17 protein-coding genes are annotated in these 22,152 nt (G+C 39.2%); 4 read left to right on the plus strand and 13 right to left on the minus strand.

Translation table 11 applies throughout. The annotated features are described in order from the left end of the window. Positions 1 to 65 precede the first annotated feature (65 nt). The gene (gene mrdA, locus AC1M9F_RS05445) at positions 66 to 2,174 is read left to right on the plus strand and encodes a penicillin-binding protein 2 (RefSeq protein WP_481597252.1); all 2,109 of its coding nucleotides are present in this window, start codon (positions 66 to 68) and stop codon (positions 2,172 to 2,174) included. Beyond that, on the plus strand, positions 2,175 to 2,726 hold the full coding sequence (rsmD, locus tag AC1M9F_RS05450; protein WP_481597253.1) for a 16S rRNA (guanine(966)-N(2))-methyltransferase RsmD: 552 nt from the start codon (positions 2,175 to 2,177) through the stop codon (positions 2,724 to 2,726). Between the two features lie 4 nt (positions 2,727 to 2,730). On the opposite strand, the gene AC1M9F_RS05455 is transcribed toward rsmD, so the two are convergent. The 10 genes from AC1M9F_RS05455 to sdhC all read right to left on the minus strand — a co-directional run bounded on the left by AC1M9F_RS05455 (position 2,731) and on the right by sdhC (position 15,217). Further along, positions 2,731 to 3,210, minus strand: coding sequence for a hypothetical protein (locus AC1M9F_RS05455; RefSeq protein WP_481597254.1), 480 nt, complete (start codon positions 3,208 to 3,210; stop codon positions 2,731 to 2,733). A 77-nt stretch (positions 3,211 to 3,287) separates the two neighbouring features. After that, positions 3,288 to 4,178 (minus strand): succinate--CoA ligase subunit alpha, encoded by an 891-nt coding sequence (sucD, locus tag AC1M9F_RS05460; RefSeq protein ID WP_035268498.1) that lies wholly within the window; start codon positions 4,176 to 4,178, stop codon positions 3,288 to 3,290. A 12-nt stretch (positions 4,179 to 4,190) separates the two neighbouring features. After that, the gene (gene sucC / locus AC1M9F_RS05465; protein WP_035268500.1) at positions 4,191 to 5,357 is read right to left on the minus strand and encodes an ADP-forming succinate--CoA ligase subunit beta; all 1,167 of its coding nucleotides are present in this window, start codon (positions 5,355 to 5,357) and stop codon (positions 4,191 to 4,193) included. 167 nt (positions 5,358 to 5,524) lie between these two features. Then, on the minus strand, positions 5,525 to 6,958 hold the full coding sequence (gene lpdA / locus AC1M9F_RS05470; RefSeq protein WP_035268502.1) for a dihydrolipoyl dehydrogenase: 1,434 nt from the start codon (positions 6,956 to 6,958) through the stop codon (positions 5,525 to 5,527). A 60-nt stretch (positions 6,959 to 7,018) separates the two neighbouring features. Beyond that, positions 7,019 to 8,239 carry a 2-oxoglutarate dehydrogenase complex dihydrolipoyllysine-residue succinyltransferase gene (odhB, locus tag AC1M9F_RS05475; RefSeq protein ID WP_035268505.1) on the minus strand — a complete coding sequence of 407 codons (1,221 nt, stop codon included), beginning with the start codon at positions 8,237 to 8,239 and terminating at the stop codon, positions 7,019 to 7,021. A 17-nt stretch (positions 8,240 to 8,256) separates the two neighbouring features. Next, positions 8,257 to 11,079, minus strand: coding sequence for a 2-oxoglutarate dehydrogenase E1 component (locus tag AC1M9F_RS05480; protein WP_035268518.1), 2,823 nt, complete (start codon positions 11,077 to 11,079; stop codon positions 8,257 to 8,259). A 738-nt stretch (positions 11,080 to 11,817) separates the two neighbouring features. Continuing rightward, positions 11,818 to 12,528: a succinate dehydrogenase iron-sulfur subunit gene (locus AC1M9F_RS05485; protein ID WP_035268507.1), complete on the minus strand. Its 711-nt coding sequence runs from the start codon at positions 12,526 to 12,528 to the stop codon at positions 11,818 to 11,820. A 14-nt stretch (positions 12,529 to 12,542) separates the two neighbouring features. Next, positions 12,543 to 14,441 carry a succinate dehydrogenase flavoprotein subunit gene (sdhA, locus tag AC1M9F_RS05490; protein ID WP_035268510.1) on the minus strand — a complete coding sequence of 633 codons (1,899 nt, stop codon included), beginning with the start codon at positions 14,439 to 14,441 and terminating at the stop codon, positions 12,543 to 12,545. Between the two features lie 12 nt (positions 14,442 to 14,453). Continuing rightward, entirely contained in the window at positions 14,454 to 14,819 is a 366-nt protein-coding gene (gene sdhD, locus AC1M9F_RS05495) for a succinate dehydrogenase, hydrophobic membrane anchor protein (RefSeq protein WP_035268511.1), read from the minus strand. Further along, positions 14,819 to 15,217 (minus strand): succinate dehydrogenase, cytochrome b556 subunit, encoded by a 399-nt coding sequence (gene sdhC / locus AC1M9F_RS05500; protein WP_179997761.1) that lies wholly within the window; start codon positions 15,215 to 15,217, stop codon positions 14,819 to 14,821. Before sdhC ends, sdhD begins: the two co-directional genes overlap by 1 nt. 1,041 nt (positions 15,218 to 16,258) lie before the next feature. Here sdhC and gltA point away from each other — a divergent pair. Next, positions 16,259 to 17,533 (plus strand): citrate synthase, encoded by a 1,275-nt coding sequence (gltA, locus tag AC1M9F_RS05505; protein WP_035269948.1) that lies wholly within the window; start codon positions 16,259 to 16,261, stop codon positions 17,531 to 17,533. Between the two features lie 158 nt (positions 17,534 to 17,691). Here gltA and AC1M9F_RS05510 read toward each other — a convergent pair whose 3' ends face one another. From AC1M9F_RS05510 to AC1M9F_RS05520, 3 genes are read right to left on the minus strand one after another with little or no spacing between them, the layout of a single operon-like run. Then, positions 17,692 to 19,269 carry a flavin-containing monooxygenase gene (locus AC1M9F_RS05510; RefSeq protein WP_481594374.1) on the minus strand — a complete coding sequence of 526 codons (1,578 nt, stop codon included), beginning with the start codon at positions 19,267 to 19,269 and terminating at the stop codon, positions 17,692 to 17,694. A gap of 15 nt (positions 19,270 to 19,284) precedes the next feature. Next, the gene (locus AC1M9F_RS05515) at positions 19,285 to 20,130 is read right to left on the minus strand and encodes an SDR family NAD(P)-dependent oxidoreductase (protein ID WP_180027941.1); all 846 of its coding nucleotides are present in this window, start codon (positions 20,128 to 20,130) and stop codon (positions 19,285 to 19,287) included. Between the two features lie 15 nt (positions 20,131 to 20,145). After that, positions 20,146 to 21,099 carry a metal-dependent hydrolase gene (locus AC1M9F_RS05520; RefSeq protein WP_481590217.1) on the minus strand — a complete coding sequence of 318 codons (954 nt, stop codon included), beginning with the start codon at positions 21,097 to 21,099 and terminating at the stop codon, positions 20,146 to 20,148. 282 nt (positions 21,100 to 21,381) lie between these two features. On the opposite strand from AC1M9F_RS05520, the gene AC1M9F_RS05525 reads away from it, so the two are divergent. Continuing rightward, entirely contained in the window at positions 21,382 to 21,870 is a 489-nt protein-coding gene (locus AC1M9F_RS05525) for a hypothetical protein (protein ID WP_092766833.1), read from the plus strand. Positions 21,871 to 22,152: the final 282 nt, after the last annotated feature.

A 22,152-nucleotide genomic window follows, 5' to 3' on the forward strand; every position in this document is an offset into this window, starting at 1 on the left:
TAGTCAATCTGAGTTAAAATACTTTGATATAAAGTCAGCTTTTACCCGCAAAAAAGTAAAGATCTATGAAGCAGCAGTTCCCACTGAAGAATGTACAACAAGAAAAGCGAATTTTTCGTAGTCGAGTGGTGTTTGCTATTTGCGTGGTAATCTTTTTTTTACTTGTTCTATTGTCTCGATATGCTTATTTGCAAATTGTGCATTACGACCAGTTTAAAGATGCATCGGACAAAAACCGAATTCGTTTACAACCGATTTCCCCTGCCCGCGGTTATATTTTTGATCGTAACGGCATTCTACTGGCTGACAATTATCCAGTTTTTACGGCTACATTAAGTAAAGCGGATGTGCCTGATATTGAAGACACGGTAGAACGCCTTAGAAAGATTATTGACTTGAGCGAAGAAGACATTGAACGCTTCATGAGTCGTGTAAAAACCGCAAAAAAGACTGAACGTGTAACGCTTAAACTAAACTTAACTGAAACAGATATCGCTAAATTTAGCGAAGTAAAGTTTAAATTTCCTGGTGTTTCCATTGAAACCCAAATGACGCGTTATTACCCACACGGTGAATTATTTGCCCATGTTATTGGGTATGTCGGTCGTATTAATGATAAAGAACTTAAAAGCATTGATAAAGATGCTTACGCAGGCACCAACCTGATCGGTAAAATTGGCGTAGAAAAATTTTACGAAGACCTGTTGCATGGTTCACCTGGCTTTGAATCTATTGAGACAGATGCATTTGGTAATGTCTTACGGAAGTTAGGGCGTAAAGATTCTGTACGCGGTAATGACCTCTATTTATCACTTGATTATGGTCTCCAAACAGTAGCTGCTGAGCAACTTGCGGGGCGTCGTGGTGCAATTGTTGCAATGGATCCACGTACAGGTGAAATTTTGGCACTAGTTTCGAGTCCGAGTTTCAACCCCAATTTATTCGTGACTGGTATCAGTCATACAGACTATAGTGCACTGCGTGACAATTTAGATCAGCCGTTGTATAACCGCGCAGTTCAAGGGACCTATCCACCAGGTTCTACCATTAAGCCTATGGCTGCATTAGGGGGTATTCACTACGGTATTGTCGATTGGTCAACTGCTATTTCAGATCCAGGTTATTTCCACTTACCAGGAGACTCTCACAAATTCCGCGACTGGAAAAAAACGGGGCATGGTGTAGTCAATATGCATAAATCCATTGTTGTCTCTTGTGATACTTACTATTACGTTCTTTCTTACCAGATGGGGATTGATCGTATGAACACATGGATGCGTCAGTTTGGATTTGGTGAGAAAACGGGTGTAGACCTTCCTAGCGAAAGCACAGGCTTGTATCCTTCGCCAGAATGGAAAATGCGTACTCGCAATTCTAAATGGCTCAAAGGTGAAACAATCTCAGTCAGTATTGGGCAAGGTGCATTCACTTCTACCCCTTTACAACTCGCGATGGCAACTGCAATTACCGCAAATCATGGCGCCCATGTTACACCGCATGTATTGCGTGAAACCAAAGGAACAAAGCAATTCAAAGTCCACAATGCACCAGATTATAAAATTGCCTTCAATGGTACTGATGAAGATTGGATTAAGATGCGTGATGCCATGGTGGATGTGATCCAATCTGGAACAGGTAAAGGGATTCGTGGTGGACTGCAATATCAAATTGCGGGTAAAACAGGTACCGCTCAGGTCAAGAGTATTGCGCAAGGTAAAAAGTATAACGAAGCTTTATTAACTGAACGTCAACTCGATCACGGCTTATTTGTAGGATTCGCCCCTGCCGACAACCCAGAAATAGCGATTGCAGTGATATGGGAAAATGGTCGTGGAGGTTCAGGAGCAACCGCGCTCGCACGTCCTGTATTAGATTATTGGTTACTCCATCGTGATCATAAGCCAATAAAGCCGATGAATCATGTTGTCAGCGGCGGCTTAATGACAGCAGGCATTAAGCCTGGTGAATTACCTAGCGGATCTACTAATTTGTCAGCCGATCCAAATGCACTTCCTCGTGAACTCCAAACATCACGTAACAGCAACAGTGCAACGAATGCAACGAATGCAACGAATGCAACGAATGCAACGAATGCAACGAATGCAACGAATGCAACGAATGCAACGAATGCAACGAATGCAAACACTGACACTCAACGTAACACGAGTCAATAAATGAAAAATCAACTCCGCATCATTGGTGGTGAATGGAAACGCCGTGCATTACCTTTTGCCACTATTGAGGGTTTAAGACCAACACCAGATCGTGTACGCGAAACTTTATTTAATTGGTTAATGTGGGATATTCAACAAGCGCAGGTGCTAGATGTTTGCGCTGGATCTGGTGCATTAGGTTTTGAAGCGCTATCTCGAGGGGCAGCTCATGTCACGATGATCGAACCTAATTTAGAGCAAAATAAATTTTTAAAATCAAACTTAGCGCTTTTAAATGTGAATAATGCAAAACTGATTCAAAGCACTGCCCAAATCGCGCTAAAACAACTCTCAAACAATCAATTCGATGTAGTTTTTTTAGATCCTCCCTATAGTTTAAATCTTTGGGAGGAGTTGGCTTCATTGATTGACCCAAAACTCAAAGCAGATGCATTTATTTATGTCGAAGCCGATCAACCATTGTCATCACTTAATCTACCTTCTTCATGGCACCTCATAAAAGAAACCAAAGCTGGAACAGTTAAATCAGGCCTTTATCGAAAAATAGATTAGACATTTAAAATGTCTGATTCCAAAAAATCCGAATCAATCTGCCTCGATCGTAGGGAAACGAGGATAAAAACTCGTACCCTATCGTTTGATTCTGTTTCAGCAAATACTCAACACCATATCCAAACGTAATGCTTAATTGTTCCACATTTGATAAGTCAAAATGACCTGTATCAAGTTTATTCTTCAATTCATTCCGATCAAAAGCCGTGAAATTAAAAAATTGAATACGTTCGGATTGAAAAATTGAATGCGTCAATACATTAAATCTCGAATATTCTTTCTCATTTAATTCTGCAATCTTGGTCTGTTCACTATTTAAATCTTCTATGGCAGGCTCATAGTGAAGTTCTTGCTGAGCTTCAAAAAAATTAAAAATGAGATTTTGATCATTCGTATTTTCATCATGATCCAAGGAATTCGCGTGAACAGCAGAAATTGAAAAAAACATCAAAGCTTGTAAATAAAGTTTTAAATTTTGAATCATATTAATTTTACGTTTCTATATCTTATTATTATGCATGAAAAAAAGCCTCCACTCAGGAGGCTTTTTTACTTAAAGCATTAAGCTAGACCTTTTTCTTTAAGTACTTCTAGCATCGTTGAACCAAGTTCAGCTGGGCTACGTGTATATGCCATTCCAGCACGTTCAAACGCAGCGAATTTTTCTTCTGCCGTGCCTTTACCACCTGAAATAATAGCACCAGCATGACCCATTCGCTTACCTTTCGGTGCAGTCACACCAGCAATATAACCAACAACGGGTTTGGTCACATTTGATTGGATATATTCTGCCGCTTCTTCTTCAGCTGTACCACCAATCTCACCAATCATAATAATTGCATCTGTGTCTGGATCATCTTGGAACAGTTTCAAAGCATCAATCTGATTCATACCAGGGATTGGATCTCCACCAATACCAATACACGTTGATTGACCTAATCCTAACTTCGTAGTTTGTGCAACAGCTTCATAGGTCAACGTACCAGAACGCGAAATAATACCGATTCGTCCTGGCTGATGAATATGTCCTGGCATAATACCAATCTTACATTCACCCGGCGTGATAACACCTGGACAGTTTGGACCCACTAAGCGAGTGCCATTTCCATTGGTTTCTAGATAGCGTTTCGCTTTCAGCATATCAATGGTTGGTACACCTTCAGTGATAACAACAATCAGTCCAACGCCAGAGTCAACTGCTTCAACGATAGAATCCAATACAAATGGTGCAGGAACGTAAATGACCGATGCATCAGCACCAGTCTCTTTCACTGCATCTTTCATTGTATTGAATACAGGTAGATTTAAATGAGTTTGACCGCCTTTACCTGGAGTCACACCACCCACAACCTTAGTACCATAAGCCAAAGCTTGTTCTGAGTGGAATGTACCATTTTTACCCGTAAAGCCCTGTACCAATACTTTAGTGTCTTTATTAATTAATACGCTCATGATTGATACTCCTTATGCTTTTACTGCAGCAACAATTTTTTCTGCGGCATCAGATAAGCCGTTTGCAGAAATTAGTTTAAGACCAGATTCATCAAGTAATTTTGCACCTAGTTCTGCATTATTCCCTTCTAAGCGAACAACAACAGGCACTGTTACATTTACTTCTTGAACCGCTGCAATAATTGCTTCAGCAATCATGTCACAACGCACAATACCACCGAAGATATTGATCAGCACACCTTGTACTGACTGATCCGCTAAAATGATCTTGAATGCTTCAATTACACGCTCTTTGGTTGCGCCACCACCTACATCCAAGAAGTTTGCTGGTTGACCACCATAGAGTTTAATGATGTCCATGGTTGCCATTGCAAGACCTGCTCCATTCACCATACAACCAATATTACCTTCTAAAGCAACATAGTTAAGGTCAAACTCAGATGCCTTGAGCTCACGCTCATTTTCTTGCGATTTATCTCTTAAAGCAGAAACTTCTGGCAAACGATATAAAGCATTCGAATCAATACCGACCTTGGCATCAACACACAAAATTTCACCATTTTCACGGACTGACAATGGATTAATTTCAAACAATGCGAAATCATTTTCTACGAACGCTTGATAAGCTGCAGACATAATTTTAACAAATTGATTAATCTGTTTATCTTTCAGCTCTAAAGCAAAAGCGACTTCACGAGCTTGGAAAGGAAGTAAGCCAACCAATGGATCTACTTCAACTTTAATAATTTTTTCTGGAGTTTCTTCAGCGACTTTTTCAATTTCGACACCACCTTCAGTAGAAGCCATGAAAGTAATACGACGTGATGAACGATCAACAACTGCGCCTAAATACAATTCACGCTCAACTGGATAGACATCTTCTGCAACGAGTACACTGTTAACTGGTTGCCCATTTGCATCCGTTTGATATGTAACTAAACGAGTACCAATAATTTGCGAAGCATATTCTTTTGCTTCATCAGCTGACTTAACGACTTTAACGCCGCCAGCTTTTCCACGCCCACCGGCATGTACTTGTGCTTTCATAACAGCGAATTTGCCGCCTAGCTGTTCAAATGCTTTTACTGCTTCCTCTGCATTTGTAGCGATGATGCCTTCCTGAACTGGCATACCATATTTTTTTAACAGCGATTTCGCCTGATACTCGTGTAAATTCATTGTTTTACCTTTTACTACTTTTCACTTTTTATGACACACCAATATTTAAACTTCCTTCGCAATAAATATTGGCATTTATTAAATTTAGTATTCTAGTTTTAGATGATTATTCAAACAAAAACAACCACCAAATGCAAAAAGAGCGGCCTCAGCCGCTCTTTTTTGTGTTATTTACGTTTACGCTGAATCGCGTGAATCGCTCGCCCATCTACTGCTAACGCAGCTTCATGAACTACTTCAGAGAATGTTGGGTGACCAAATGTCATTAATTGAAGATCTTCAACGCTTGATACAAATTCAAGTGCGATCATACCTTGGTGAACGATATCAGACGCAGCAGGTCCAATCACGTGCATACCAAGCAAACGATCCGTTTTAGCGTCAGCAACAAATTTCACGAAACCAGCGTTTTCTCCTGCTGCCATCGCACGACCATTCGCTGCGAAACCAAATTGACCTGTTTTAACTTCGTGACCTTTTTCTTTCGCTTGTTCTTCTGTTAAACCAACCCACGCCGCTTCAGGGTGTGTATAGATCACAGAAATAATCGTGTCATAGTTCACTTGAGCTGCGTGACCATGAATACGTTCAACAGCCATTACGCCTTCTTCCATTGCTTTATGTGCAAGCATTGGACCACGTACTAAGTCACCAATTGCATATACACCTTCAACAGAAGTTGCACACCAATCATTTACTTCAACCAAACCACGTTCAGTAAGTTTAATGCCAGAATCTTCTGCTAATAAACCTTCTGCATACGCTTTACGACCCACGCAAACGATCAATTTGTCGAAAGTCTGAGTTTTGTCTTCGCCACCTTGAGTGTACTTAACTGTCACTTCACGACCATTGATTTCTGTACCAGCTACTTTTGCGCCAACACGAATATCAAGACCTTGCTTCGTTAATACTTTTTGGTAATCTTTAGCCAAAGCTTTATCAGCCATTGGTAAAAATGCATCCATTGCTTCAAAAACAACAACCTCTGCACCCAAACGACGCCATACTGATCCTAGTTCAAGACCAATTACACCTGCACCAATTACACCTAAACGTTTAGGTACTTCTTGGAATTCAAGCGCACCGGTAGAATCAACGATAAGATCTTGATCTACAGGAGCAACAGGAATATTTACAGGAACAGAACCAGAGGCAAGAATGACATATTTAGGTTCTAAAATTTGAGTTTCACCTTCATGTGGAACAAACTCAACTTTTTTACCAGCTAATAATTTACCTGTACCCTGCAACCATTCAATACCGTTACCTTTCAATAGGCCATCGATACCCATTGTAAGTTGGTTGACGATTTTATCTTTACGAGCAAGTAACTTTTGAAGATCGAATTTCACTTCGCCCGTCGTAATACCATGATCATCTAAATGATGAACAGTATCTTCATAACGATGTGAAGAGTCTAAAAGTGCTTTAGATGGGATACAACCCACGTTCAAGCAAGTACCACCTAAAGATGGTTTTCCTTTATGAATACGCTTTTCAATACATGCAACTTTGAAACCCAGTTGTGCTGCACGAATAGCAGCTTCATAACCACCTGGACCACCGCCGATTACTACTAAATCAAATTGTTGAGACATTCTTCTCTCCAAAAATGGGCCTAGAGGATCGCTCTAAGCCCATGGATTTATTCTTTAGAATTAAAGATCAAGGATAAGTTTAGCTGGTTCTTCTAACAATTCTTTGATTGTTACAAGGAAACCTACTGCTTCTTTACCATCAATTAAACGGTGGTCATAAGAAAGCGCTAAATACATCATTGGTAAGATTTCAACTTGACCATTTACCGCCATTGGACGCTCTTGGATTTTATGCATACCCAAAATTGCAGTTTGTGGCGTATTTAAAATTGGTGTTGAAAGCAATGAACCGAAAGTACCACCATTAGTGATCGTGAATGTACCACCTGTCATATCTTCAATGCCGAGCTTACCATCACGTGCTTTGAATGCGTAATCACGAATACCATTTTCTACTTCAGCATAGTTCATGCGATCAGTATCACGTAATACTGGAACTACTAAACCACGGTCAGAAGATACCGCTACACCGATGTCATAGTAACCGTGATAAACGATATCATCACCATCAATTGAAGCATTTACAGCTGGGTAGCGTTTAAGTGCTTCAGTTGCAGCTTTAACAAAGAATGACATAAAGCCTAAACGAGCACCATGACGCTTTTCAAAAGCATCTTTGTACTGAGCGCGCATGTCCATGATTGGCTTCATGTTGACTTCGTTGAACGTCGTTAACATTGCTGTTTCTTGCGTTGCAGCAAGTAAACGCTCAGCCACACGCTTACGAAGACGTGTCATAGGAACACGTTTTTCAATACGCTCACCTACAGCTACGCTTAATGGTGCAGCAGCAGGAGCAGCAGGTTTAGATTGGTGATTCGCAACATCTTCTTTAGTGATACGGCCACCACGACCTGTACCTGAAACTTCTGATGCATTGATACCAGTTTCAGTTAATGCCTTACGAACAGCTGGAGCTTGGTCTTGAACAGGAGCTTGAGCACGTTCAACAACCGGAGCAGCACCCGCTTCTGTAGCAGCCGCAGCTTGTTCAACTTTCTCTTCAGATTGAACAGCTTGAGTTTGAGAAGCACCAGAAACAGCACCTGCTTCAAATGTAGCAATTACTTCATCAGAAAGAACTGTGTCGCCTTCGCCTTTAATGATATTTGCAATCGTACCATCTGCAGGAGCAACAACTTCAAGTACAACTTTATCCGTTTCGATATCACAGATCACTTCATCACGTGATACCGCTTCACCTGGTTGTTTGTGCCAAGTTGCAATTGTTCCGTCTGCAACTGACTCTGGGAATACCGGTGCTTTAATTTCGGTTGCCATTCTTAAGATTCTCCTGATTATTCTGCTACGATCGCAAGCGCTTCGTTAACGAGTTGTGCTTGTTGTTTTGCATGTAAATATGGTGAGCCACAAGCCGGTGCAGCAGATGCTTCACGTCCTGCATAGCTGATTTGAATTTGTTGACCTGACTTCATAACACCTTCGTATAAACGTGGTGCGATGAATAACCATGCGCCTTGGTTCTTCGGTTCTTCTTGCGCCCAAACAAGCTCTTTCATATTTGGATATTGTGCAAGTACTTCCGCTAAACGTGCTTCTGGATATGGGTACAATTGTTCAACACGAACAATAGCAGTGTTGTTCAATTCATTTTCACGACGTTTTTCAAGTAAATCGTAATAAACCTTACCACCGCAAAGCACTACACGAGTCACATCCAACTTATTAATGTTATCAACTTCATCAATCACAGTTTGGAAAGTTCCGTTCGCCAATTCATCAAGATTAGATACCGCTAATTTGTGACGTAATAATGACTTTGGAGACATGATAATCATTGGTTTACGAATTGGGCGAATCGCCTGACGACGTAAAGCATGGAAAATCTGTGCAGGAGTTGTAGGCGTCATCACTTGCATGTTTTCTTCAGCACATAGCTGTAAGAAACGCTCTAAACGTGCAGATGAGTGTTCTGGGCCTTGACCTTCAAAACCATGTGGAAGAAGCATCGTTAAACCACAAACGCGCTCCCACTTTGTCTCACCAGAAGCAATGAATTGGTCAATAACAACTTGAGCACAGTTCGCGAAGTCACCAAATTGTGCTTCCCAAATAATTAAGCTCTTAGGTAGAGTTGTTGCATAACCATATTCGAATGCCAATACTGCCATTTCAGACAATAATGAGTCATAAATCGCTGTACGCGGTTGATTTTCTTTAATATGGCAAAGTGGAATATACGTCGAACCGTCTACTTGGTTATGAAGCTTCGCATGACGATGCGAGAATGTACCACGACCAACATCTTCACCAGTTAAACGAACAAGATAACCCTCGTCCAATAACGAAGCATAAGCTAGAGTCTCAGCTGCACCCCAGTTCAATGGCATTTCACCAGTTTGCATTTTAAGACGATCATCGATCACCTTAGAAACTTGACGCTGCATCACGAAGCCTTCAGGAAGCTCACGCATTTTGCGACCAAGTTCTTTTAAACGCTCTTCAGGGAAAGTAGTATCCCAAACGTCAGTGTATTCGTGACCTAAGTATGGCGTCCAGTCAACGAACATTTTTTTATTCGGTTCAAGTACAAGTGCATTAGCAACATGTTTACCTGCTTCTAAATCAGCACGGTAATCTTCGATCATCTGATCTGCAGTCGCACGATCAATTACACCTTCTTGTACTAATTTGTCAGCATATAATGCACGAGTCGTCGTTTTCTTATTAATGACTTGATACATCATTGGCTGAGTTGCTGCTGGCTCATCTGCTTCATTGTGACCGCGACGACGGTAACAGAACATATCGATAACAACGTCTTTACGGAAAGTATGACGGAAATCATGTGCAAGTTGAGCAACAAACAATACAGCTTCAGGATCATCACCATTCACATGGAAGATTGGTGCCTGAATCATTTTCGCGATATCAGTACAGTATTCAGTAGAACGTGCATCACGTGGATCTGATGTTGTAAAACCAACTTGGTTATTGACAACAATATGAACTGTACCACCTACCGTATAACCACGTGTTTGTGACATTTGGAAGGTTTCTTGGTTCACACCTTGACCAGCAAATGCAGCATCACCATGTACGATTACTGGTAATACGTCATCACCACCAATGTCTTTACGACGAACTTGACGAGCACGTACTGAACCTTCAACTACAGGCCCTACGATTTCTAAGTGTGATGGGTTAAATGCCAATGCCAAATGAACTTCGCCACCTGGAGTCATTACGTTTGACGAGAAACCTTGGTGATACTTAACGTCACCAGAACCTTTCTTGTGAAGTGATTTACCTTCAAATTCACCGAAAAGATCTGCTGGGTTTTTACCCATGATATTGACAAGCAAGTTGAGACGACCACGGTGTGGCATACCGATCACAACTTCTTTACATCCCACAGAACCTGCGCGTTGAATAACAGCATCAACCATCGGAATGAAAGATTCACCGCCTTCCACACCAAAGCGCTTAGCACCAACATACTTATTGCCTAAGTATTTCTCTAAGCCTTCAGCTGCAGTTAAACGTTCAAGAACATGTTTCTTTTGTTCTGCTGAAAAACCAAATTGACCTTTCACACCTTCAAGACGTTGTTGAATCCAACGTTTCTCTTTAGTGTCAACAATGTGCATATATTCAACACCAATAGAAGCGCAATACGTCGCCTCCATCGCATTGACCATTTCACCTAAAGTTGCTTCAGTTTTGCCAATTGCAAGATTACCTGTATTGAATACAGTATCTAAGTCAGATTTGGTTAAACCATGAGCCGCTAGATCAAGATCAGGCACTTCTTCTCGTTTTGCCAAACCTAATGGATCTAATTTTGCTTTTTGATGACCGCGGTTACGGTATGCAGCGATTAATTGTAATACGCCAATCTGACGACGCTCGTGCTCAGAACTAACTGAACTTTGAACGACAGGCTGAATACGGTTTGAGTTACGACCCAATAAAAGGAATTGCTCACGTACATTGCTGTGTGGTTGATCCCCTTTTGGGAACTTACCAAAGTATTCTTGCCAATCAGCACCGACTGATTCTGGAGCAACTAAATACTGCTCATAAAGTTCTTCAATATACGCTGCACTGTCAGCGGAAAGTTCAGTGTCAAGACGCAATGCGTCAGCAACTTCTTGCATTTGTGGACCCATTTCCTATTGCAAAACATTACAGGGAGCTTTCTAAGCTCGCCCATGATTGATAATGCCAAATCGGTAAATTGACATTCACCCATCTGGTACAAAAGACCATGGGGCGTATAGCATTAGAGAGTTTCTAATACCAATGACGAATCATAACGCCCTCATTGGCATCATCACTCATCTTTATACTCGATAAAATTACCGAGCAATTTTTGCAAATTGACTTAGAAAAAAATAAAAATATTAGTCTTTTCTAAAGCAACTTTTCAATTTGATTATCCCTGCTTTCAGCTTAACACCAAACCACCAAAATGTTGATTTAATGTACAGATTGAATAATATTCATGCTAAAAATTTTGTTCAAATCCTACCATGAACTTCACTTCAAACTGATTTTATTGACACATACCATTCATAAATTAGCTAAATACAAGTATAAACCATTGAGATAATATAAGGTGCATTTAGATAAATTCTATTAAAATTCATAATTATTAGACTAAAGCCTAAAATTATAGATTTAAATACATGCAACTTGGATCATAAAACCGATATCTTAACATTTTAAAAAGATATTTGCAGATGCAAAACGTTTTCATTTATCCCTAAAGTGCATATTTTTTTATGATTGGGGCAAATCTAACCACTTCAACCAAAATATCTCGAAAACTAAATTTAACATCAAGTTTTGATTAAAAAAAAAGCACACCTAAGTGTGCTTTTTTTGGAACAGCATTATCCAGCTTGATCTAACAACATGCTACGAATGTGACCAATCGCTTTTGTTGGATTTAGACCTTTAGGGCATACTGATACACAGTTCATGATACCTTTACAACGGAATAAACTGAAAGGATCGTCTAAACGAGCCAAACGGTCTTGAGTAGCAGTATCACGCGAATCAATAATGAAACGATATGCATTCAACAATGCTGAAGGACCCAAGAATTTATCAGGGTTCCACCAGAATGATGGGCAAGACGTTGAACAACATGCACAAAGAATACATTCATACAAACCATCAAGATGCTCACGCTCTTCTGGAGATTGTAAACGCTCTTTAGGTGGTGCAGGTTGATTATTAATCAAGAACGGTTGAATTTTGTCGTACTGATCATAGAACTGATTCATGTCTACAACCAAGTCTTTGATTACTGGAAGACCTGGTAATGGACGAATAGTAATTACTTCTGGCAAATCGTTTAGGTTCCAAAGACACGCTAAACCATTTTTACCATTGATGTTTACACCATCTGAACCACAAATACCTTCACGACATGAACGACGGAACGTTAAAGTTTCGTCTTGAACTTTCAATGCAAGTAGCGCATCAAGCAACATACGGTGCTTATCAGTCAACTCAAGCTTGAATGTTTGCATGTACGGTGCTTTATCCTTATCAGGATCGTAGCGGTAGATATTAAATGTACGAGTACCTCTACTCATCTTACTTCTCCCAATTAGAATGTACGTGGTTTAGGTGGAATAGCATCAACTGATAAAGGCTTGTAACGTACTGGCTTGTACTCAAGACGGTTATCAGCAGAGAACCATAAAGTATGCTTCATCCACTCATCATCACGACGGCCGTAAGGATATGCTGGATGATCTGGAGATTCTTCAAAATCTACAACAGTATGCGCACCACGACATTCTTTACGTGCAGCAGCAGAGATTAAGGTTGCTTTTGCAACTTCGTATAAGTTTTCCACTTCAAGCGCTTCAATACGCGCAGTATTAAATACTTTTGATTTGTCTTTTAAGTGGATATTACGGATACGAGGCTCAAGTGCAAGAATCTCTTTCACACCTTTTTCAAGAAGTTCAGTTGTACGGAATACACCTGCATGATCTTGAACGATATCGCGAATTGCATCAGCAACTTCTTGCGCATTCTCACCAGAAGTTGACTCATCTAAGCGACGGATACGCTCGACAGTTTGCTGAAGCACAGTTGTTGGAAGCGGCGCATATTCATCACCGTGATGCTTAGTCACATAGTCAATGATATGTTCGCCAGCAGCTTTACCAAATACAACTAAGTCAAGCAATGAGTTTGTACCTAAACGGTTAGCACCATGTACAGACACACATGAACATTCGCCAATCGCATAGAAACCTTTCACTGGTTTAGTGAAATTGCGATCCGCAGCATTGGTAGAATAAGTATCGCTGTCTTTGTCGTAATGTGCTTCTAGCGGAGTAGTTTCACGCGATTCAGGAACAACAACTTGACCATGAATGTTAGTTGGAATACCACCCATTTGGTAATGGATTGTTGGTACAACAGGAATTGGCTCTTTTGTGATGTCAACGTTCGCGAACTTCTTACCAATCTCAAATACAGATGGAAGACGTTTCATGATCGTATCAGCACCCAAGTGCGTCATATCAAGAAGGATATAATCACCTTTAGGACCACAACCACGGCCTTCTTTGATCTCTTGGTCCATAGAACGTGATACGAAGTCACGTGGTGCCAAGTCTTTCAAAGTTGGAGCATAACGCTCCATGAACGGTTCGCCGTCTTTGTTACGAAGGATTGCACCTTCACCACGACAACCTTCAGTTAACAATACGCCTGCGCCTGCAACGCCCGTTGGGTGGAATTGCCAGAATTCCATATCTTGTAATGGAATACCTGCACGAGCAGCCATACCAAGACCGTCACCAGTGTTGATATATGCGTTTGTAGATGCGCGGTAAACACGACCAGCACCACCCGTTGCGAACAATGTTGCTTTCGCTTGGAATACTGCAATTTTACCTGTTTCTTGATCAATTGCTGTAACACCAAGTACATCACCTGCTTCATTACGGATCAAATCAAGCGCGATCCATTCTACGAAGAATTGTGTACCCATTTTCACGTTGCTTTGATAAAGCGTGTGAAGAAGTGCGTGACCTGTACGGTCGGCAGCAGCACAAGCACGAGGAACAGCTTTTTCACCATAGTTCGCAGAGTGACCACCGAATGGACGTTGGTAAATTGTGCCGTCAGCGTTACGATCAAATGGCATACCTAGATGTTCAAGTTCATATACAACTTGTGGCGCTTCACGAGTCATAAACTCAATTGCGTCTTGGTCACCTAACCAGTCAGAACCTTTTACTGTGTCATAGAAATGGTAGTGCCAGTTATCTTCTTGCATGTTACCAAGAGAAGCACCAATACCACCCTGTGCAGCTACAGTGTGAGAACGCGTTGGGAATACTTTAGTCAATACCGCAACTTTCAAACCAGCTTGAGCAAGTTGGTAAGAAGCACGCATACCAGAACCACCACCACCAACGATGACAGCATCGAAAGTTTCGTGTGGAATATTTGTATAATCTTCTTTAGGGTTTATAGCGCCCATGATTGTTTCCTATCAATTCGCCCAAAAAATCTGGATTGCCCAGATCGCATATGCAAATACAGCAATAATAACTGCTGAAGTCAGTACAAGGCGTAAACCTGATGCTGATGGACCCATTTGACGAGTCGTCACATAGTCAGTGAATACTTGCCACATACCAATCCATGCGTGTGCAACAAGAGATAAGACTGCCAATAAAGATAAAATCTTCATCGGTAATGTCATCATAAAGCCGTACCACTGTTCGAAGTTGAAACCACCATTACAAAGGATCCAACCAAACACCACAACAGTATAAACAGCTAAAACTACAGCACTTACACGCTGGATAAACCAATCGCGAGAACCTGAACCCGTTAAACCAGTAGCACTTTTCATTAGAGTACGATCCATACAAATGATGCAACGATACCAATTGCAGATAAAATTAATGCGATTGTTGCTGCTACACGACCACTTTGTAACTCTTCAGCGATACCCATATCAGCAAGCAAATGCTTGATACCTGCGATGAAGTGGTAGATTAAGCCAGCGACAAATACCCATACGATAAAGCGCACGATAAAGCTATCAAAAATAGCTTGAACTTGTGCAAAGCCCTCAGGAGAAGACAATGATTTGTCTAAGATCCATAAAAGAACTGGTACGAGTAAAAATACGATGACACCTGAAAGACGGTGTAAAATAGATGCAATAGCCACAGGGGATTTTAAGTTTACGTCTAAAACTTGACCCATGGACAAATTGACAGGTCTGTTGCTTTTCACAGCGGGCATCCTGTAGTTAAAAACTCCATCCGGAGTTTGTTGGAATTAATTCGAAGGAAAGCTGGCATTTGTTAGACAAATAAATTGTCTAAACCTTTATACGACACGGAATTATAAAACGTGCAATTTCAAATTACAAACCTACGAAGCAGGCGTCAACCATAAAATATTTTTAAATAAGAATCATTTACATCTACTTTCTTACAGTTAAGTCATCTCTCTATTTAAATACAAACACTAAGCCATTAATATTTATATCAATTTATTTTAATTTAGTGTTACTGAACTCAAATGTTCGATTTGTCTTAATTAGACTAAAGCACAACTCACTACAAAAATATATTTTTTTAAGAAATATAATATTTATTTTATTTTTCAAAAACTTAAAGAAAATTAATTCTCAAATAATTTGTACTTTTAAAACTAATTAGAAAAATGAATATTGCTCACATGGTCATTGTTTTTTTATCTAATTGAATTGAGTAATTTCAAATGTAAAAAAGGATAAAAATCATATGCACTTATAAATTAATTACAAAATGAACTTCATTTTTTAATGTTGAGCTCATCACTTAAAATGTAATGAAACATCATAAATTAGACACTTTTTAATCAATTAGTAAATAAAGTGAAAAAAAATATTTCATTGTCATTATTGGTCTATTTATTCAGTCTATCATCTTAAAAAAACAGACAAATTCTATAAACAATCGCTTTTCACAACCTTTAACATATTGATAAAAGGTATTAATAATCAAGCATTACATGGTTTAAATCATCAAAATATGCACGTTTTTGTCTTTTTTTTTATGCCACTACCGTTGAAATTGTCTTATTATACGGCGGCGCTAGTGAAAAGCAGATAAATTCCTACTGATTAACTGAGTTTAGAACCAGTCACTTTAGGTCGTCATTTTTATCCATAAGTATAATTGACAATTTTTGACTACTCACTAAGCTTAGAGCAAATTTTGAAACCGTCTAACTCACGGATTACAACAGATTATTTCGGGTTAGATAAAACATTCACCAGGACAGGAGATCTATTGAATGTCTGAAGCAACTGGCAAAAAAGCCGTATTACAGCTTGATGGCAAAGAAATTGAATTACCAATTTACAGCGGCACATTGGGCCCAGATGTAATCGACGTTAAAGATGTATTGGCCGCAGGTCACTTCACTTTTGATCCTGGTTTTATGGCTACAGCGTCTTGCGAGTCTAAAATCACATTTATCGATGGTAATAAAGGTGTTCTATTACACCGTGGTTATCCAATCGACCAACTAGCTACTAAAGCTGATTATTTAGAAACTTGCTACTTATTATTAAATGGTGAGCTTCCTACAGCTGAGCAAAAAGAAGAGTTTGACGCTAAAGTTCGTAACCACACCATGGTTCACGATCAAGTTAGCCGCTTCTATAACGGTTTCCGCCGTGATGCACACCCTATGGCGATTATGGTTGGTGTTGTTGGTGCGTTATCAGCGTTCTATCACAACAACCTTGATATCGAAAATGTTGATCACCGTGAAATTACTGCGATCCGTTTGATTGCTAAAATTCCTACCCTTGCTGCGTGGAGCTACAAGTATACTGTTGGTCAACCATTCGTTTACCCACGTAATGACTTAAGCTATGCAGAAAACTTCTTGTACATGATGTTTGCTACTCCAGCAGATCGTGATTACAAAGTTAACCCTATTCTTGCAAAAGCAATGGATCGTATCTTCACGCTTCATGCTGACCATGAACAAAATGCTTCTACGTCTACAGTACGTTTAGCTGGTTCTACTGGTGCTAATCCGTATGCATGTATCGCTGCTGGTATCTCTGCACTTTGGGGCCCTGCTCACGGTGGTGCAAACGAAGCTGTTCTTAAGATGCTTGATGAAATCGGCTCTGTAGAAAACGTTGCTGGCTTCATGGAAAAAGTGAAGACTAAAGAAGTTAAACTTATGGGCTTCGGTCACCGTGTTTATAAAAACTTCGATCCACGTGCTAAAGTAATGAAAGAAACTTGTGATGAAGTTCTTGGTGCTTTAGGTATCAATGATCCACAGTTAGCTTTAGCAATGGAATTGGAGCGTATCGCACTTTCTGATGAATACTTCATCAAGCGTAACCTTTATCCAAACGTTGACTTCTATTCAGGTATCATCCTTAAAGCGATTGGTATCCCAACAGAAATGTTCACTGTAATCTTCGCACTTGCACGTACTGTTGGTTGGATCAGCCACTGGTTAGAAATGCACAGCGGCCCATACAAGATTGGACGTCCTCGTCAACTTTACACTGGCGAAGTTCAACGCGATATCGTTCGTTAATTCGAACTGCGTCGACAGTCAAAAAACCACCCTTTGGGTGGTTTTTTATTATCTGATTAACAACAAACTATTGTTTTCAGCCCTGATGAAATAGAAACCTCGTATATCTAGAATATCTACAAACAAAAAAAAAGCCTGATTAAATCAGGCTTTTTTGATCAGTGTTGTGAATAATGATCCAAATTTAATGAGCTTAACTGCTGTTTTAATTTTGCAAGAGACCATGGCCATGCTGCAAAGTTACGACCATTTTCATCCAAATAGTAACTCTTACAGCCACCTGCATTAAATACAGTGGTTTTAAGATGTTTTTGAACCAATTGATTATGTCGCTTAACAACGTCGTCTTTAATCACAAGCTTGTTAATATTTTGCTTTTTGATCTTTAGTAGGCCATCAAGAATATAATCTAATTGAGCTTCAGCAATACCAATAAATGAGTCATAAACCAGAATATTTGGTCCTAACACCAAAAATGCATTTGGTACATTGGTAATACTTGCACCTAAATAAGCTTCCGGTGAACTATTTTTCCAGCGATCTGCTAAGAGCTTCCCATCCATATCGTAAATGCGTTTACCAATTGGCGGATGCGATACCTCAAAACCCGTACCCCAAATGATGACATCTACTTCATGACGCTCACCATTGGCTGCAACGACCGTATTCCCATCAATCTCAACCAACCCCTCATTGATTAATTTCACATTATCTTGTTGCAATGCTGGATAGTAATTGTTGGCAAATAAAAGACGTTTACAGCCAATATCAAAATTTGGTGTGACTTTTTTTCTTAATTCATCATCTTGAATTTGCAACTTCAATAATTGTTTGCTTAAGAAATTCACAGGCTTCAGCACTTTCGGATTACGCAAACCAAAGTTAATGCCATTTAAAATTTGGGCAATACTGCTCCGCCAAGTGGATTGAATAACGGGAAATTTCTGGATCAGTGATTTCGCTTGATCATTCAAATTCATATCAGCTTTTGGCAACACCCAAGGTGCTGTACGCTGAAACACAAAGAGTTCTTTCGCTAATGGCTGAACCTGAGGAATAAATTGAATCGCTGAAGCACCTGTACCAATAACAGCAATACGTTTACCTTTCAGATCGTACTCATGATTCCATCTTGCAGAGTGAAACATTTCCCCCTTGAAACTTTCTATGCCCTTAATTTTTGGAAATGATGGCTCAGTAATCGGTCCCGTTGTAAAGATTACCGTTTTTGCTAGATACTTTCCTTGAGAAGTTTCTAACGACCACTGCGCCTTCTCGTTATCCCAACGTGCTGTTTTTAATTCATGATTAAATTGGATTTTTTCAGTCAATTGATGCTTCTCAACCACTTCCTCAAGATAACTTAAGATTTCTGGCTGCTTGGCAAACAAATGACTCCATTTGTGACTTGGCGAAAAGGAAAAAGAATATAAGGCTGAAGGAACATCACATCCACATCCTGGATAATTATTATCGCGCCATGTACCACCAACTCGGTTCGCTTTTTCCAGCACAATGTAGTCGCGATATCCTGCCTGATTCATTTTATATGCCGCAGCGATACCGGAAATACCTGCACCAACAACAATCGTGTCATACACCTTTTGTGATTGTTCGACTTTAAGTTCTTTATCTGCGTTATTTTTTTTCTTTACTTTTACTTCTGCTTTTTCAGATTGATCAGCAGTTTGAATTTTTAAATCTGCATTGCTCTCTAATTCGTTATCGAGTGTCATTCTTTTATCTCTCTATTATTTTACAAAACGCTTAAACCATGGATAACCTACACCTAACATTTTGGTATATAAGGTCGGTGAAGCACGCTTCATCAACCAAAATAATTTCGCGTCTGGTTGTGGAATCGTATAAAGAATGCCTTTATCTAAATTGTTTAAGGTTTTTTGTGCAACTTGATCGCTTGTGACAAATGCATGATTCTGCAATAAATCATCCGCTAAACCCGAGTAATTGGAAGGTAATCGCCCATTCTTCATAATATTAGTAGGTACTAAAGTTGGGCAAAGCACATTCACACGGATATTATCTTGATGTAGTTCTGCAGATAACGTTTCAGATAATGCAAGTACACTAGATTTCGTCACGTTATAAGCTGTCATTTCAGGTGCAGCTGTAAATCCTGCTGCTGAAGCAACATTAATAATTGCCCCATAACCTTGTTGTTTAAACTTCGGTACAAAAAAGTGGCAACCATGAATCACGCCCCATAAGTTGACATGCATACACCATTGCCAATCTTCTAGTGTCATCTCATCAAACTTACCACCTAACCCCACGCCAGCATTATTAATAACAAGTGTCACAGGATGATTAAAAAGGTTTTCTGCTTGATTCGCCACTCGCTCAACATCTTCCTTTTTTCCCACATCGCAGGATTCAGCAAATGCTTTTTGCCCTGTGGTCTGAGAAATCAGCTGAACAGTTTCTTCAGCTGCAGCTAAATTAATATCAGCACACACCACTTGACCACCACGTTTTGCAATTTCCAATGCAAAACTGCGTCCAATACCACTTCCCGCACCCGTTACCACAGCATAAGCCTGATGGCTCGGTTTAATTTTCTTCTTAAAAAAAAGCATGAACTATCCTTATTCTTATACCTTTAAAGCAGGCATGAATTCCTTCGTAAAGTATGGTGTTAAAATACCATCCACTGGATTTAATAAACGTTCTTTGTAGTACTCTAAAAACGCTGATGTATCATGATCATTCGGATGGAAGTCTGGTTTGAGATATTCGAAAATATGTTTGATCGAACTGCCATAAACACCATCTTTTAGACCAAAAATCAAACCTACACTTCGGTACATATCTTTGTAGTAACTTAAACTGATTAGATTTGATGGCTTACGATAAAATGGCACAACTAGTGATGCAGCAGAAATCAGCACTAAAATCGTAATAAGCGCTGGGAAAAAGCCTGCTATTCTTAAAGCATAGTTACTCGAAAGAAGTTGGAACACATCATATGCAATATCTTTATGCTCTGATTCCTCAAGCATATGCCACATCCAAATTGCGCGTTGTTTCTCATCTTGAGATTCGAAGAAAATATGCTCATGATTCATCATGTATTCAGCAAGCACTGCGGTAAAATGCTCAATCCCAGCCATAAGCGATAATTTCATTGGCTGAGGCAACCGATTAAAACCATATTCAAAAACGTGATGCGCCAGAAATCTAAACAATTTGACAGGCAAATCTGCCTTTAAAAAAGCGTCATTTAATTCTTCATGAAGTTTAGAATGTAAAGCTTCTTGCCCAATCAGCGCTGTCACTCTTTGCTTCAGTAATGGATCTTGAATAAAGTCACGATGATAACGTGCTGTATCAATAACGAGATCCTCACCATAGGTTAAAAAAATTGAAAGTGAGGCAAAGTAAGCACTTGCTAATTCCGCATTCAAATAAAATTTTGGATCAATCTTTTGATGATCAAAATCAAATTTCATATGACGAATTGGAATAGCTTTTGATTGATTCTCAGGATCAAATTTAGAACCGTTTAGAAATTTAGAAATTTTTTTTAGTGGCTGAGTTAATAACATGGCGAACCTTCTCTTTTATCTCAGTGAATAAATTCAAATAATGTGAATTCTTCGACGTTTCTAAAAAATTAAGATAAAAAGACGAAATAGCCATTTGCATAATAAATCTTTAGAGATGGCATAATTGCTCATTCATCAAGATTGTCTAACAAAATTATTAAGTTTTAATCAGTAAATACCATTTCATTATCATTAAAGGTCAACACCATTTTTAACAAGTAATGATTCCAAATAGTGATATTTTGAATGTCACATAAACTTTAAGTAGATTAAGAAATAAGTATGATGTTGTGGATGCCACTTATTTTAAAATGGATAAAATTTGACGCTTTTAGATGTAGATCACTCACCCAAGGTGAAATCACGTTGAGCCAAAGTGTCTTTGGTGATCTTATAGATTATGACAGGGTGAAAATCATGAATCATCCGTTTCTACCGTGGCAACCCTCAGCGGTATTTATGGCGCCAAAGGGCTATTTGCATATTCGCAACAAACATTTCAAAACTGACTATTCGAAAGAAAATAAAATCTATCAAGGAATTTTCATTCACGAGATGACTCATATTTTACAACACCAACAAGGACAAAATGTTTTGCTCAAAGGCGCTTTTCTTCAAAGTGCGTATTTTATTTCCTTCAAAAAGTATAATCCTTATGCCTATAAATTTGACCCTAAAAAAAATTTCAATGACTACAACATTGAACAACAAGGCGATATAGCTAGAGATATATTTTTGAAAAAGATTCCAAATATTATTTTGAATCAATAAAAATTGTAAAATTAAAAGAATATTTTTTATTCAAGCTATTGATTTGTGAATCAGAAACACCATATCAGCTTTGACATCTGATTTACTGTGTCGCAAATCCATTACGATTTAATTTTTTATGTACAAACAATGGCAAAAGCTAGTATCTACTTTTATTTTAGATAGAATACATATGAATCGTAGTTTTTGCTGTGCAAGAAATAAGATCTTTTATCATGTTTTAATGATGTAAATTTGAGCCATTTGGCAGTTATGTAATATCACATACACACAGCTGAATAA

This window comes from Acinetobacter sp. ANC_7504, assembly GCF_056779995.1.

Excerpts from the sequence above, each read along its gene's own strand:
- AC1M9F_RS05485 (WP_035268507.1), bottom strand. The coding sequence starts at position 12,528 with ATGAGTAGAGGTACTCGTACATTTAATATCTACCGCTACGATCCTGAT.
- AC1M9F_RS05455 (WP_481597254.1), bottom strand. The coding sequence starts at position 3,210 with ATGATTCAAAATTTAAAACTTTATTTACAAGCTTTGATGTTTTTTTCA.
- AC1M9F_RS05525 (WP_092766833.1), top strand. The coding sequence starts at position 21,382 with ATGATGTTGTGGATGCCACTTATTTTAAAATGGATAAAATTTGACGCT.
- AC1M9F_RS05515 (WP_180027941.1), bottom strand. The coding sequence starts at position 20,130 with ATGCTTTTTTTTAAGAAGAAAATTAAACCGAGCCATCAGGCTTATGCT.
- sucD (WP_035268498.1), bottom strand. The coding sequence starts at position 4,178 with ATGAGCGTATTAATTAATAAAGACACTAAAGTATTGGTACAGGGCTTT.
- sdhA (WP_035268510.1), bottom strand. The coding sequence starts at position 14,441 with ATGGGCGCTATAAACCCTAAAGAAGATTATACAAATATTCCACACGAA.
- AC1M9F_RS05520 (WP_481590217.1), bottom strand. The coding sequence starts at position 21,099 with ATGTTATTAACTCAGCCACTAAAAAAAATTTCTAAATTTCTAAACGGT.
- sdhD (WP_035268511.1), bottom strand. The coding sequence starts at position 14,819 with ATGAAAAGTGCTACTGGTTTAACGGGTTCAGGTTCTCGCGATTGGTTT.
- lpdA (WP_035268502.1), bottom strand. The coding sequence starts at position 6,958 with ATGTCTCAACAATTTGATTTAGTAGTAATCGGCGGTGGTCCAGGTGGT.
- mrdA (WP_481597252.1), top strand. The coding sequence starts at position 66 with ATGAAGCAGCAGTTCCCACTGAAGAATGTACAACAAGAAAAGCGAATT.
- gltA (WP_035269948.1), top strand. The coding sequence starts at position 16,259 with ATGTCTGAAGCAACTGGCAAAAAAGCCGTATTACAGCTTGATGGCAAA.
- rsmD (WP_481597253.1), top strand. The coding sequence starts at position 2,175 with ATGAAAAATCAACTCCGCATCATTGGTGGTGAATGGAAACGCCGTGCA.
- AC1M9F_RS05510 (WP_481594374.1), bottom strand. The coding sequence starts at position 19,269 with ATGACACTCGATAACGAATTAGAGAGCAATGCAGATTTAAAAATTCAA.
- sdhC (WP_179997761.1), bottom strand. The coding sequence starts at position 15,217 with ATGCCCGCTGTGAAAAGCAACAGACCTGTCAATTTGTCCATGGGTCAA.
- sucC (WP_035268500.1), bottom strand. The coding sequence starts at position 5,357 with ATGAATTTACACGAGTATCAGGCGAAATCGCTGTTAAAAAAATATGGT.
- odhB (WP_035268505.1), bottom strand. The coding sequence starts at position 8,239 with ATGGCAACCGAAATTAAAGCACCGGTATTCCCAGAGTCAGTTGCAGAC.
- AC1M9F_RS05480 (WP_035268518.1), bottom strand. The coding sequence starts at position 11,079 with ATGCAAGAAGTTGCTGACGCATTGCGTCTTGACACTGAACTTTCCGCT.